The sequence below is a fragment of the Mesorhizobium marinum genome (genome assembly GCF_040813675.1).
GTDB classification, from domain to species: domain Bacteria; phylum Pseudomonadota; class Alphaproteobacteria; order Rhizobiales; family Rhizobiaceae; genus Mesorhizobium_K; species Mesorhizobium_K marinum.
The window spans coordinates 363,490-377,375 of the sequence record NZ_JBFOCI010000005.1 but is presented as its reverse complement, the minus strand read 5'-3'; the positions used below and the strand labels follow the sequence as shown (position 1 = coordinate 377,375).

Below are 13,886 nucleotides of genomic sequence, written 5' to 3'. Positions count from 1 at the left end.
GCTGGGGCCCAGACGTAAAGCCAAAACCCGAGGGTGAGGGGGGATTGGCTGTGGGTTTCCTTCAGATGCCGAAGGTTGTGCGACCGAGCGCGGACGCTCAGTCGCGTTGGAGGAACAGGCGCCCTTTCGCGTTCAGGCTTCGTGCCGCGAGCGGGAGGGCCGTTTGAACAGGAACGCAGGGAGGAGAAGTATTGGATCAGCTGCTGCAGCACCTCGTCAATACGATCATCATGGGAGGTACGTATGCCCTTCTCGGCATCGGACTGACCCTGATCTTCGGCATCATGAGGATCGTGAATTTCACGCATGGCGAACTCTACGCGTTCGGCGCGTACATGATGTACTTCTTCGCCACCATCATCGGCATGAACTTCTTCGTCTCGATCGCCTTCGCCATCGCCGCAGGCATGGTGCTGGGCGCGATCATCGAGTTCACGCTGCTGCGCCCAAAACGCGGCGCCGACATCGACACGACGATGCTGATCATGATCGGCGCGTGGATCGTCATGCAGAACCTGGAGCATCTGAGCTGGGGCGGCATCGCCAAGTCGATCAATTCGCCGCTGCCTGAGGCGCCGCTCGTAATCGGGCCGGTGTCGGTCTCGTGGCTGCGCGTCATGGTGCTGATCATCGCGCTGATCCTGATCGCGGCCACCTACATCGTCATCAACCGGACGAAGATCGGCAAGGCGATGCGGGCGACCTTCCAGGACAGCAGCACGGCCGCGCTGATGGGCATCAACATCAATGCCATCTACACGATGACCTTCGGCTTCGGCTCGGCCCTGGCCGCCGCCGCCGGCGCGCTGCTCGGACCGGTCTTCGTGGTGACGCCGACGATGGGCGACCTGGCATCGCTGAAGGCGTTCGCGATCGTCATCCTCGGCGGGCTCGGCAACATCACGGGAGCGGCCATCGGCGGCTTCATCCTGGCTTTCGCCGAGGAGATCGGCGCCGGATACATCTCGTCCGGCTACCGCGACGCGATGGGCTTCGTGATCATCATCATTGTTCTTCTCTTCAAACCCACGGGTCTGTTCGCCCGGGCGGAGCGCGTCGGATGAAACAGGTCTTTCCCTTTGTCGCGCTTGCGTTCTTCGCAACCGTGCCGCTCTGGCTGCAGGACCAGTACTATCTGCACACCCTCGTCGTTGCCGGCATCTTCATGCTGGCCGCGATGAGCCTCAACCTGCTGCTCGGATACACCGGGCAGCTCAGCCTCGGTCATGTCGCCTTCTTCGGCATCGGCGCCTATGTCAGCGCGCTGACGTCGCTGGGCTTCAGCCTCTCGGTGTTCGGCTTTCAGATCACGCACGAGCCCTGGCCCGCCTTTGTCGGGCTCATCCTCGGCGCGATGGCCGCCGGGCTGTGCGGCTACCTGATCGGCAAGCTCGCCTTCCGGGTGCGCGGCGCCTATTTCGTCATCGTCACCATCAGCTTCGCCGAGGTGGTGCGCCTCGTCTCGCTCAACTGGGTCGAACTGACGAACGGGCCGCTGGCCCTGCCCGGCATTCCGCCGCTCACGCTCGGCTTCGAATGGACGGGCTATGTGACGCTGTGGGGCAAGGCGCAGAACTACTATCTGGTCCTGGTCCTGATCGCGCTCGCCTATCTCCTGATCAAGCGGCTGGTTGAGTCGCCCTATGGACGGGCCATGATCGCGCTGCGCGAGAACGAGACGCTGGCGGTGTCGGTGGGTATCAGCGTGACCAAGTACCTCGTCCTCGCGGCCATCTTCTCCGGCGCGCTGGCCGGTCTCGCCGGCGGTCTCTACGCCCATTACATCCAGATCATCGATCCCATGATCTTCATGTTCCTGAATACGGTGACGATGGTCATCATGGTGATCACGGGCGGCAAGGGCACCCTGGCCGGTCCGCTGGTGGGCGGCCTGATCTTCGGTCTCGCGCCGGTGTTCCTGCGCAACTATGTCGGCCCCGAGGTCCAGTGGATCCTGTACGGCGTCCTGATGATCCTCGTCGTCTTCGTTCTGCCCGAAGGCATCGTTCCGGCGATCGAGCGCTGGTTCAACCGTGCTGCCAAGCCGAACCGCAAGAACGGCTCGGCAGGCAGCAAGATCGAGCAAGGCGGTTCGACGCTGGCCATGGCAGGTTCGGGAAAGGTCAACTCGTGATGAATGCACACACCCAACCATCCGGACCGATCCTGGCGGTCGAGCATGTGGCCGTGCATTTCGGCGGCCTGGTGGCGATCTCGGACATGAGCTTCGAGGTGCGCGAGGGCGAACTGGTCAGCCTGATCGGCCCGAATGGCGCCGGCAAGACCACGGCCTTCAACGTGATCACCGGATTCCACAGGCCGACAAAGGGCCATGTGAGCTTCCGCGGAACCTCGCTCGATGGGCTGAAGCCGCATGAGGTGACCGGCCTCGGCCTGGTGCGCACCTTCCAGCGCACCAGCGTGTTCGAGAAGATCTCGGTGTTCGAGAACGTGCTGATCGGTCTCCACCGGCGCACGGCGCCAAACCTGCTCGGGACGCTCCTGGGGCTGCCCGGCGAGCGCAAGGCGGAGGCCGCGCTGCGCGAGCAGGCGTGGGAGATACTGCGCCTCGTCGGCATCGAGCATGAAGCCGACGAAATGGGCGGCAGCCTGCCTTACGGCGACCAACGGCTGCTGGGCGTCGCCCTGGCGCTGGCCGCCGACCCGCGCGCGCTCCTCCTGGACGAACCGGTGTCCGGCATGAATGCGTCGGAAACCGGCCGCTTCATCGACCTGCTCAACCGGCTGAAAGCCAAGGGCATGACGATCCTGCTCGTCGAGCACGACATGCCGATGGTGATGAAGATCTCAGACCGCATCGTCGTGCTCAACTACGGGCGCATCATCGCCAACGGCACGCCTTCCGAGATCCAGAACGACCCCGAAGTGATCGCGGCCTACCTGGGAGGAGGTGTCAAGAATGCTTGAGATCAAGAATCTCGTCTGCCGATACGGCAAGGTGACGGCGCTCGACGGCGTCTCGCTGAAGGTGGACAAGAAGCAGCTGGTGGTGCTGGTCGGCGCCAACGGCGCGGGCAAGAGCACGACGCTCAGGGCCATTTCCGGCCTCGTGCCGGCGGCCTCCGGGCAGATCATCTTCGACGGCGAGGACATCACCAGCATGGCCGCCGGCCGCATCCTGGCGAAGGGCATCGCCCATTGCCCGGAGGGGCGGCGCGTGTTCGGTGAAATGTCCGTTCTCGAAAACCTGGAGATCGGCGCCTATCTGCGTCGCGACGCGAAGGGCATCGCCGAAGATCTCGACCGCGTGCTCGCGCTGTTCCCGCGCCTGGCAGAGCGGCGCAAGCAGGTGGCCGGTACGCTGTCGGGCGGCGAGCAGCAGATGCTGGCCATCGGCAGGGCGATGATGTCGCGACCGAAGCTGATCATGTTCGACGAACCGTCGCTCGGACTTGCGCCCAACATCGTCGAGCAGACCTTCTCGATCATCCAGGGCATCCGCGAATCGGGCACCACCGTGATGATGGTCGAGCAGAACGCCTTTGCCGCGCTCGACATGTGCGACTACGCCTATCTGCTCGAAGCGGGCTCGATGGTGCTTGAAGGGAAGGGCGAGGAGCTGATCAAGAACCCGCATGTGCGGGAAGCGTATCTGGGGGCCGGGGTACACGCCTGATACCACGCGCGGCGCGCCTGCGCGCCCCCACACCGCTGCAAGCCATTGGCCCGAAGACCTCCGGTTTTCGGGCCCTTGCGCGTTGGTGGTGGACAATTCCCGTGCCACCTGCAATTTTATTTGCACTATCTTACTAAACATAGTATGTTTCGAGTAGGCTGATCGATGGCATCCCGGTCGCGCAAGCAACCGCCGCCGATCGCTCTCCAGAAACGAGTGAGGTAGGAAACTTATGGCTGACACGTCGAAACCCGTCATCGGCATTATCGGGGGAACCGGAGACCTGGGATCGGGCCTCGCCCGCGCCTGGGCGAATGCCGGATATGCGGTGGTGATCGGTTCGCGCTCGGCCGAGAAGGCCGCGGATGCGGCGGCGCAGCTGGGCGCCGGCGTTCGTGGACTGACCAATGTCGGGGCCGCGGAAGCCGCCGACATCGTGATTCTCGCGGTGCCGTTCTCCAACCACGCGGCTTCGATCGAGGAGATCCGCGGCGCCGTGCAGGGCAAGATCCTCGTCGATGCGGCGGTGCCGCTCGTCCCGCCGAAGGTTTCCAGGGTTCAGCTGCCGGAGGAGGGATCCGCGGCGCAGATCGCGCAGGACCTGCTGGGCGAGGGGGTGCGTGTGGTCTCCGCCTTCCACAACGTGGGCGCGGCGAAGCTGCACAAGGGCGGCCGCGCCGATTGCGACGTGCTGGTTTTCAGCGACGACAAGGATGCCCGCGACCAGGTGATCACGCTTGCCGGCGCGGTGGCCAATCGCGGCGTGGGCGGCGGTTCGCTGGCCAACTCGGCCGCCGCCGAAGCGCTGACCTCGGTGCTGATCTGGATCAACCGCCAGTACAAGGTGCTCGGCGCCGGCATTGCCATCACCGGCCTGGAAGACGCGGCGCAGGCCTGAGACCGTGCAGCCCGTTTCCCTTCATGCGCTGGCCGGAATTCCGCTGATCGAGCCTGGCGACGACCTCGCCACGATCATCGGAGCGGCTTTGCGCGACAACGGGCTGGCGCTGGCCGACGGCGACATTCTGGTGCTGGCGCAGAAGATCGTGTCCAAGGCCGAAGGCCGCTACGTCAACCTGGACGATGTCACCCCCTCGGCGAGGGCGCGGGAACTGGCCGCCGAACTTGGCAAGGACCCGCGCCATGTCGAGGTGGTGCTCGGCGAATCCGACGAACTGGTCAAGGTCGGCCAGCACGTCATCGTCGCCGCGCACAAGCTCGGCCTGGTCATGGCCAATGCCGGGATCGACGAATCCAACATCAGCCACGGCGAGGGCGGCGGGCGCGTGCTGCTCCTGCCGCGCGATCCTGACGGCTCGGCGGCGGCGCTGAAGGCCCGGCTCGACGCCGCGCACGGCGTCTCGGTCGGCGTCGTCATCAACGACAGTTTCGGCCGCCCCTGGCGCAACGGCGTCGTCGGGGTGGCCATCGGCGCCGCGGGCATTCCGTCGCTGGTCGACCGCGTCGGCGCGGTCGACCTGTTCGGTCGCGAACTGAAGGTGACGGAGATCGCGACCGCCGACGAACTGGCTTCGGCCGCATCGCTGCTGATGGGGCAGGCCGCCGAGGCCATGCCCGCAGCGCTCATTCGCGGCTTTCGCTCGACAGCGCCGGAACGGCCAGCCGCGGCGCTCATCCGCGACAGGAAGCGGGACATGTTCCGATGACCGCGGCTGCCTCGACCATCACGACGAAGGGGCGCGTGGTTGCGCTGTGCGGCGGCGTCGGCGGCGCCAAGCTGGCGTTCGGGCTGGCGCGCATCCTGGGCGACCGGCTGACCGTCGTCGTCAACACCGGCGACGATTTCGAACATCTCGGCCTGCACATATCGCCCGATCTCGACACGGTGCTCTACACGCTTTCGGGGCTTGCCAACCGGGAACTGGGCTGGGGGCGCGGCGACGAGAGCTGGAACTTCATGAGCGTGCTGGAGGATCTCGGCGCGGAGACCTGGTTCCGGCTCGGCGACCGTGACCTGGCGCTGCATGTCGAGCGCACGCGCCAGTTGCGCGCCGGCGTTCCGCTGACCGGGATCATCGCCGCGTTCGCGAAGCGCTTCGGCATCGAGGCCGAAATCCTGCCGATGAGCGACGAAAAAGTGAGCACGACGGTGGTGACCCCGGAAGGCGCCTTGCCCTTCCAGCGCTACTTCGTCGAACGCCGATGCGCGCCGGTCGTGCGCGAGATCCGCTTCGACGGCGCCGACAAGGCGCAGCCGACGGCGCAGGTTCGCGCGGCGCTTGGCGATCCCGGGCTCGAGGCGGTCGTCATATGCCCCTCGAACCCGTTCCTCAGCATCGACCCGATCCTTGCGGTGCCGGGCATGCGGCGGCTGCTGCAGGACGCCGGCGCGCCGGTCGTCGCGGTGTCGCCCATCATCGGCGGCAAGGCCGTCAAGGGGCCGACCGGCAAGATCATGGCCGAACTCGGCCTGGCGGCGACGAACATGGCGATCGGCGATCACTACCGGGGCCTGGTCTCGGGCCTCGTCATCGACAGCGGCGATGCCGCAGAGCGCGGCGCGATCGACGGGCCGACCCATGCCACCGCCACACTGATGTCGACCGACGACGACCGCGAGAGGCTTGCCCGCGAGGCGCTCGGCTTCGCGCTGCGGCTGGCCGCGGCGAAGGCGGCGGCGACATGAGCGGCTACTGGGCCATCGTTCCCGTCAAGCGGCTCGACCGGGCGAAATCCCGCCTGTCGCTGCTGCTGGGCGCGGCCGAGCGACGGGAACTCGCCGATGCGATGTTGCGCGACGTGTTCGACGTGCTTGTCGCTTCCGAACGGCTGAGCGGGATCGTCGTCGTCACCAACGATGCGCAGGCGATGCAGCTGGCCAAGGGGATCGGCGCCGCGGTGGTGCCCGACCGGCTGGAGGCGGGCACCAACGAGGCGGTGCGGCAGGGGCTCGAATGGCTCCTCGGCCGCGAATGCGACGGCGCCATCGTCGTGCCGGGCGACGTGCCCTTCTTGAGCCCGGCGGAGGTCGACGCCGTCGCCGAAGCGCTCGACGCACACGCCCTGGTGCTGGTGCCGGCCCTGCGCGACGGCGGCACCAACATGCTCGGCATCAGGCCGTCCAACCTGATGGAGACGGCGTTCGGCCCGGACAGTTTTTCGCGTCACCTGGCGCTGGCGCAAGCCGCCGGCATCGCGCCGTGGGTGCTTCACCTGGAAGGCGCCGGGCACGACATCGACGTTTCATCTGATCTGTTCTGCAGCGCCGAAGGCGGCGCCGCGACGCGCACGCGGGCGTTTGTTCGACGCCTGGCGCAAGACAACCCCGTGCCGGCGACGGCATGGCTGAAGGAGGAGTTGCAGCCATGACAGCGCAAACGCTGCTGAAGGACTTTCCGCTCGACCGGCGGCTCGATCGCCACCAGGCGCTGGGCCTGATCGACATCGCGGACCTCGAACCGCTGCTTGCCGCCGCCGCGCAGCGGCGCGACGCGGCGCATGGCGACCGCGTTTCCTATTCGCGCAAGGTCTTCATTCCGCTGACCCAGCTCTGCCGCGACGTCTGCCACTACTGCACGTTCGCGCACCCGCCGCGCAAGGGCGAGAGGGCCTTCCTGACGCGGGACGAAGTCCTCGCGATTGCCGTGGCGGGCAAGCGGGCAGGCTGCAAGGAAGCGCTGTTCACGCTGGGCGACAAGCCGGAGCTTCGCTACCGCATCGCGCGGGAGGAACTCGAAGCGCTGGGACACAAGACCACGCTCTCCTACCTGGCGGAAATGGCCGACCTGGTCTGGCGCGAGACCGGCCTGCTGCCGCATCTCAACCCCGGCCTGCTCGACGACGAGGATTTTCGCGCGCTGCGCCCGGTGTCCATATCGCAGGGCATCATGCTCGAGACCATCTCGGAGCGGCTGTGCGGCAAGGGAAAGCCGCACCACGGTTCGCCGGACAAGATTCCGGCGGCGCGCATCGACACCATGAAGCGCGCCGGCGAGCACGCGGTCCCGTTCACCTCGGGAATCCTGATCGGCATCGGCGAGACGCGCGAGGAGCGCATCGATTCGCTGCTGGCCCTGCGCGACCTGAACGATGCGCATGGGCACATCCAGGAGATCATCGTGCAGAACTTCCGGCCGAAGCCGGGCACGCTGATGCACGATGTGGACGCGCCGACCCTCGACGACCACCTGTGGACCATCGCCGTCGCCCGGCTGCTGTTCGAGCCGGAGATGAACATCCAGGCGCCGCCCAATCTCAGCCCGGGCGCGCTGCAGCAACTCGTCGGCGCCGGCATCAACGACTGGGGCGGCGTCTCGCCGGTCACTCCCGATCACGTCAACCCGGAGGCGCCCTGGCCGCATCTGGAGGAACTGGCACGGGCGACGGCCGGGGCGGGCAAGCTTTTGACCGAGCGGCTGGCGATCTACCCGTCCCACGCGCGCCATGCGCTGAAATGGGTCGACCAGAAGATGCGCACGCCACTCTACAACCTGATCGACGCCGATGGCTGGCCGCGCAGCGACAGCTGGTGCCCCGGCCGCCAGGACGCGCCGCCTGCCGCCGACGCCGCGCTGGTAAAGCCCCCTATACCGGCAAGGGCGCGGTTCGACATCCAGGCGATCCTCGACAAGGCGCAGGACGGCGCGCTGCTCGGCGAGGCCGAGATCGTGCGCCTGTTCCGGGCACGCGGCAACGATTTCTCCGCCGTCTGCCAGGCCGCCGACGAACTGCGCCGCCGGGTGAACGGCGACGTGGTCAGCTACGTCGTCACGCGCAACATCAACTATACGAACATCTGCTACTTCAAATGCCAGTTCTGCGCGTTCTCGAAGGGCAAGCTCAGCGAGAACCTGCGCGGCCGTCCCTACGACATCGGCATGGACGAGGTGGCGCGCCGGGTGAGCGAAGCGTGGGACCGCGGCGCAAGCGAAGTGTGCATGCAGGGCGGCATCCACCCCTCCTATACCGGGCAGAAGTACCTGGACATCTGCGAAGCGGTGCGCGGCGCGGTGCCGCAGATCCACCTGCATGCCTTCTCGCCGCTCGAAGTGTCGCAGGGCGCGCAGACGCTCGGCCTGCCGGTCGCCGAGTTCCTCGGCCGCCTGCAGGCGGCGGGCCTGAAGAGCCTGCCCGGTACGGCAGCCGAAATTCTCGACGACGAGGTGCGCGAGCATCTGTGCGCCGACAAGATCAACACGCAGCAATGGCTCGACGTGATGCGCGCAGCGCACGGACTCGGTCTGCGCTCCACGGCGACGATCATGTTCGGCCACATCGACCGCTACGAGAACTGGGCGCGCCATCTGATGCGGGTGCGCGACCTGCAGATCGAGACCGGGGGCTTCACCGAGTTCGTGCCGCTGCCGTTCGTGCACATGGAAGCACCGATCTATCTGAAGGGCCGCTCGCGGCCCGGCCCGACCTTCCGAGAAGCGGTGCTGATGCACGCGGTGGCGCGGCTCGCGCTCAATCCGCACATCACCAACATCCAGGCGTCGTGGGTGAAGCTCGGGCCGGAAGGCGTGCGCCATTGCCTGAACGCCGGCGTCAACGATCTCGGCGGCACGCTGATGGACGAAAGCATTTCGCGTTCCGCCGGCGCCAGCTTCGGTCAGGAAATGACGCCGCAGCAAATGGAACGGATGATCGTGTCCGCAGGCAGGCTGCCGCGCCTGCGCAATACGCTCTACGGCAATGCCGGCGCGGAGATTCGCGAGCGTGCCTTTGCCGCGGCAAGCGCCCGCGAGGCGGGTGCGCCTGTGCTCCAGGTCGGCGGGGTCCACTAGAGGTCCGTCCTGGGCCGTTCCCTGACCGGGCCGAATAGATACGTGAAGTCAACGATTTAGAGGGCCGCCGCGCATCCTGATGGTGTGCGGCGGCCCAATTTTTCCCGCGCCAGAAGGGCTGTGGCAATTCTTATCATCAAGTAGACATACTATTATTAGTATGATAGTCTCACTTGGCTGCTGAGGAATGGCGGCCAAGGAGGAGCAGGGTGTCATGGCAGAGACGCGGAACGGATTTGTCGACAGGGCCGAAGTGGTCGATGCCGCCATACGCCTGTCCGCCGTCGAGCGGACGCGCGCCTCGCGGCTGGTCCTGCCGACCTTTGCCGAGCTTGCCGGTCTCGCACCGTTTCCGGCCCGGGCGCTTGAGCGCCTGGAGGGCGTCGATCCGGACAGTCCCGATCCGGCCAATCTCTGGCGAGTGCACTGGTTCAATGCCGCCGACAGGCGCAGCCGCACCGGTGTTCCCGCGAGCGTCACCCTGCCGCCGGCGCTGACGGGCGTTTCCGCCCCGATCGTGGTGCTCCTCGGATCGCATTTCCCGATGATCGGCGCCCACAAGGTCCTGCCGGCCTATGCCGGGCTGGTCAGCCTGCTGGTCACCGGACGCTTCGATCCGGCGCGCCACCGCGCGATCTGGCCGTCGACCGGCAACTACTGCCGGGGCGGGGTGGCGATCTCGCGCATCCTGGGCTGTGACGGCGTCGCCGTTCTCCCGGAGGGCATGAGCCGCGAGCGCTACGACTGGCTGGAGCGCTGGATCACCGACCCGTCGCACATCGTGCGCACGGTCGGCACGGAGAGCAACGTCAAGGAAATCTATGACAAGTGCCATGAACTGGCGCTGGACGAGCGGAACGTCATCCTCAACCAGTTCTCCGCCTTCTCCAACTACATGGCGCACCACGTGGTGACGGGAACCGCCTGCGATGCCGTCTATGCGGCGCTGCCTGGCAAGACCGACCGCACGAGGCTTGCCGCGTTCGTTTCGGCAACCGGCTCGGCGGGCACCATTGCCGCGGGCGACCGCCTGAAGGCGCTTCACGGGACGCGCATTGCCGCCGTCGAGGCGCTGGAATGCCCGACCATGCTGGAGAACGGTTATGGCGAGCACAACATCCAGGGCATCGGCGACAAGCACATTCCGCTGATCCACAACGTGATGAACACGGATTTCGTGATCGCCGTCTCGGACCAGGTGACCGACCGGCTGAACCTGCTGTTCAGCTGCGATGAGGGCAGGGCCGCGGTGCTGCGCCAGACCGGCCTCGACGCCGACGCGATCGCCGCGTTTTCGGAAATCGGCATCTCGGGCTTCGCCAACATCGCCGCGGCGATCAAGCTTGCCCGCCACATGAACTATGGCCCCGACGACGTGATCATGACGATCGCCACGGACAGCGCGCGCATGTATGCGACCGAGGCCGACGGCGCGCGGCGCAAATTCTTCCCCGACGGGTTCGGCGCGGCCGAGGCCGACCGCGTGTTCCTGGGCGACCTCGCCGGCCTGACGACGCAGCACGTGCTGGAACTGGACCAGGGCGAGCGGCGGCGCATCTTCAACCTCGGCTACTACACCTGGGTCGAGCAGCAGGGCGTCGAGATCGACGATTTCGACCGGCGCAAGGATCAGGCGTTCTGGGACGGCATTGCTGCCTCCGCGCCGGCCTGGGACCAGTTAATCAACGAATTCAACGCCGAAGCCGGCTTGAACTGACGCGCGTCGGTGTAGCGCCGGACGAAAAGGAGAGTGTTTGTGCATGAAGCCCAGGTAGAGCCCTATGACAGGCTCAGGGAGAAGATGGCGGGCCGCGACAGGAGCCTGCGCGAGAAGGTCATGTCTCTCGAGGAGGCGGGCTCCTTCGTCCAGGACGGGATGAAGGTCGGCGTCGGCGGCTCGACAATGTCGCGCACGCCGATGGCCATGATCTGGCAACTGATCCGGCAGAAGCGCAAGAACCTGTCCTGCTCGCGGGCGATCGTCTCGACCGATGGCGACCTGCTGTTCGGCTCCGGCGTGTCGGACCACATCATCACCAGCTGGTTCGCGCAGGGAATCCTGTGGGGCCTGTCGAAGGTGTTGCGCCATCACGTCGAGAAGGAAGGCAAGAACTACGAGGAATGGAGCCACATGGGCGTCGGCATGCGCTTCCGCGCCGGCGGCATGGGCGTACCCTTCCTGCCGATGCGGGCGATGCTCGGCTCGGACGTGCTGGGACAGCGCCCGGAAGGCAAGCAGATCGACTGTCCGTTCACCGGCGAACGCCTGCTGCTGGTGCCGGCGCTCAATCCGGACGTTGCGCTGATCCACGTCCAGCGCTGCGACGCCTACGGCAATGCGCAGATCGACGGCCTGCAGTTCATGGACATCGACCTGGCGCTTGCCGCCGACCGGGTGATCCTGACGACGGAACGGATCGTTTCCAACGACCAGATCCGCCGCGCGCCCGACCAGACCAAGATCCCGTTCTTCTGCGTCGATGCGGTGGTGGAGGTGCCCTACGGTTCCGCGCCGCACGAGTGCTACGGCCTCTACGAGCCGATGATGAAGCACATGGAAGCCTACGTGAAACAGGTCAATGCGGACCCGATCGAGGGAATGCAGGCCTATCTCGACAAGTATTTCCACGGGCCGAAATCGTGGAACGACTACCTCGCCCTGATCGGCTTGGAGGAACTTCTCGAGGCAAGCCAGCGGGGCCGGAGCATCTACAATGACTGAAGCACGAAACTACACGGCAGCCGAAATCCTGCCGATCCTCAGCGCGCGGCAGCTGCGCGACGGAATGGTGGTGTTTGCGGGCGTAGGCACGCCGCTGCTCGCCGCGACGCTCGCCCAGCGCCTCAACTGCCCGCGGCTGACGATCCTGTTCGAGGGCGGCGTCGTCGGCGCCTTCGTCGAGCCGGGCAAGCTGCCGCCCTCGACCAACGACCAGCGCTGCACGCGGCGCGCCAACATGGTGCTGGGCAGCTCGGACGTGCTGCTCCTGCTGCAGCGCGGCTATGTCGACCTCGGCTTCATGGGCGGCGCTCAGATCGACCAGTTCGGCAACCTGAACTCGTCCTTCATCGGCGATCCGGCTGCGCCGAAGACGCGCCTGCCGGGCACCGGCGGCGGCAACGACATCTCCAGCCTGACCAACATGATCGTCGCCATGAAGCACGAGAAGCGCCGCTTCGTCGAACATGTCGACTTCATCACCAGCCCCGGCTTCATCCGCGGCGGGACCAGCCGGCGCGACAGCGGCCTGCCGGCCGGCGGCATGTTCCGCGTGATCACCGAGCTTGCCGTCTTCGGCTTCGACGAGACCACGCGGCGCATGAAGGTGCTGGCGCTGAACCCCGGCGTCACGCGCGAGGAAGTCCAGGACAACACCGGCTTCACACTCGATTTCGACGCCGAGATCGCCATCACCGAGCCACCAACCGAAACCGAACTGCGGGTCCTTCGGGAACTCGATTCCGAACGCCTGTTCATCGCCTGACAATTCGGGCCTGACTTTTCTGGAGGTAAATGAATGACTGAACTGTCCAACACGTTCGGCGTTGCCGCACGCAATTTCAAAGCCTACCCCGAGATGCCGAACGCGCGCGAGCTCGTCGACTACGGCGTGTGGGTGGAGGAACTCGGCTACGATTCCGTCTGGGTATGGGATCACATGCTGCTCGGCGTCGACCCGAACTTCCCGATCATCGATTCGCTGACGGTGCTGACCGGCATCGCGGCGCGCACCAAGAAGATCAAGATGGGCACGGGCATCCTGGTGCTGCCGCTGCGCAATCCGGTGGCGCTGGCCAAGCAGCTGTCCAGCATGGACCAGCTGTCCGAAGGCCGCCTCGTCATGGGCATGGCGTCGGGCTGGTACAAGCGCGAGTTCGACGCGGTCGGCGTCCCGTTCAACCAACGCGGCAAGATCATGGACGAGAACCTGGAGATCATGCGCCGCCTGTGGACGGAAGAGCAGGTCACGGGCGAATACATGAACCACAACATCTCCAAGGCGGTCATGTATCCGAAGCCGTTCCAGAAGGAGATTCCGATCCTGATCGGCGGCTATGTCGACAGGGTGCTGCAGCGGGCGGCGACCGTCGGCGACGGCTGGCTGACCTATTTCTACCGCGCCGAGGACTTCAAGAAGTCCTGGGACAAGATCCGCAACTTCGCGACGGAGGCGGGCAAGGATCCCGACACGCTGAAGAACGCCTCGCAGCTGCCGATCATGATCGGCAAGTCGAAGCAGGCGGTCGAGGCCGACATGATGGACTGGCTGAACAAGGAATGGGACTTCCCCGAGCACAGCGACTGCACCCGCGAGAGCGCCGTCATGGGTTCGGTGGACGAATGCGTCGAGCAGCTGCGCGCGCACATCGACGCCGGCGTCCAGAAGATCATCTTCGTTCCCTACAAGTACCAGCGCGAGCAGGTCGAGACGATCGCCAAGGAGATCATCCCGCGCCTCAAGGCCTACAAGGCAGGCTGACCAGTATTTCCGCCGTCCGGA

General features: G+C 66.0%; 13 protein-coding genes. All 13 read left to right on the top strand.

Features of this window, described 5'->3' with window-relative positions; translation table 11 throughout:
* Positions 1-191: 191 nt before the first annotated feature.
* The 13 genes from ABUE31_RS17655 to ABUE31_RS17595 all read left to right on the top strand — a co-directional run bounded on the left by ABUE31_RS17655 (position 192) and on the right by ABUE31_RS17595 (position 13,865).
* Entirely contained in the window at positions 192-1,064 is an 873-nt protein-coding gene (locus ABUE31_RS17655; RefSeq protein WP_367725001.1) for a branched-chain amino acid ABC transporter permease, read from the top strand.
* Positions 1,061-2,134, top strand: coding sequence for a branched-chain amino acid ABC transporter permease (locus tag ABUE31_RS17650; protein WP_367724999.1), 1,074 nt, complete (start codon positions 1,061-1,063; stop codon positions 2,132-2,134). The genes ABUE31_RS17655 and ABUE31_RS17650 overlap by 4 nt, the downstream gene beginning before the upstream one ends.
* Positions 2,134-2,928 carry an ABC transporter ATP-binding protein gene (locus ABUE31_RS17645; protein ID WP_367724998.1) on the top strand — a complete coding sequence of 265 codons (795 nt, stop codon included), beginning with the start codon at positions 2,134-2,136 and terminating at the stop codon, positions 2,926-2,928. Before ABUE31_RS17650 ends, ABUE31_RS17645 begins: the two co-directional genes overlap by 1 nt.
* Entirely contained in the window at positions 2,921-3,637 is a 717-nt protein-coding gene (locus ABUE31_RS17640; RefSeq protein WP_367724996.1) for an ABC transporter ATP-binding protein, read from the top strand. The genes ABUE31_RS17645 and ABUE31_RS17640 overlap by 8 nt, the downstream gene beginning before the upstream one ends.
* Positions 3,638-3,869: 232 nt before the next feature.
* The gene (gene npdG, locus ABUE31_RS17635) at positions 3,870-4,535 is read left to right on the top strand and encodes an NADPH-dependent F420 reductase (RefSeq protein WP_367724995.1); all 666 of its coding nucleotides are present in this window, start codon (positions 3,870-3,872) and stop codon (positions 4,533-4,535) included.
* A 4-nt stretch (positions 4,536-4,539) separates the two neighbouring features.
* Positions 4,540-5,304, top strand: a complete 765-nt coding sequence (gene cofE, locus ABUE31_RS17630; protein WP_367724994.1) for a coenzyme F420-0:L-glutamate ligase — start codon at positions 4,540-4,542, stop codon at positions 5,302-5,304.
* Positions 5,301-6,284 (top strand): 2-phospho-L-lactate transferase, encoded by a 984-nt coding sequence (gene cofD, locus ABUE31_RS17625; RefSeq protein WP_367724993.1) that lies wholly within the window; start codon positions 5,301-5,303, stop codon positions 6,282-6,284. Before cofE ends, cofD begins: the two co-directional genes overlap by 4 nt.
* Complete coding sequence (gene cofC, locus ABUE31_RS17620; protein WP_367724992.1) at positions 6,281-6,967, top strand: 2-phospho-L-lactate guanylyltransferase; 687 nt, start codon at positions 6,281-6,283, stop codon at positions 6,965-6,967. Before cofD ends, cofC begins: the two co-directional genes overlap by 4 nt.
* Positions 6,964-9,384, top strand: a complete 2,421-nt coding sequence (cofH, locus tag ABUE31_RS17615) for a 5-amino-6-(D-ribitylamino)uracil--L-tyrosine 4-hydroxyphenyl transferase CofH (protein WP_367724991.1) — start codon at positions 6,964-6,966, stop codon at positions 9,382-9,384. The genes cofC and cofH overlap by 4 nt, the downstream gene beginning before the upstream one ends.
* Before the next feature lie 214 nt (positions 9,385-9,598).
* A complete protein-coding gene (locus tag ABUE31_RS17610) occupies positions 9,599-11,101 on the top strand; it encodes a pyridoxal-phosphate dependent enzyme (protein ID WP_367724989.1) in 1,503 nt (500 codons plus the stop codon).
* 84 nt (positions 11,102-11,185) lie between these two features.
* The gene (locus tag ABUE31_RS17605) at positions 11,186-12,106 is read left to right on the top strand and encodes a CoA transferase subunit A (protein ID WP_367725042.1); all 921 of its coding nucleotides are present in this window, start codon (positions 11,186-11,188) and stop codon (positions 12,104-12,106) included.
* Positions 12,099-12,869 (top strand): CoA-transferase subunit beta, encoded by a 771-nt coding sequence (locus tag ABUE31_RS17600; RefSeq protein ID WP_367724988.1) that lies wholly within the window; start codon positions 12,099-12,101, stop codon positions 12,867-12,869. The genes ABUE31_RS17605 and ABUE31_RS17600 overlap by 8 nt, the downstream gene beginning before the upstream one ends.
* A 33-nt stretch (positions 12,870-12,902) precedes the next feature.
* Complete coding sequence (locus tag ABUE31_RS17595) at positions 12,903-13,865, top strand: LLM class flavin-dependent oxidoreductase (RefSeq protein ID WP_367724987.1); 963 nt, start codon at positions 12,903-12,905, stop codon at positions 13,863-13,865.
* Positions 13,866-13,886 lie beyond the last annotated feature (21 nt).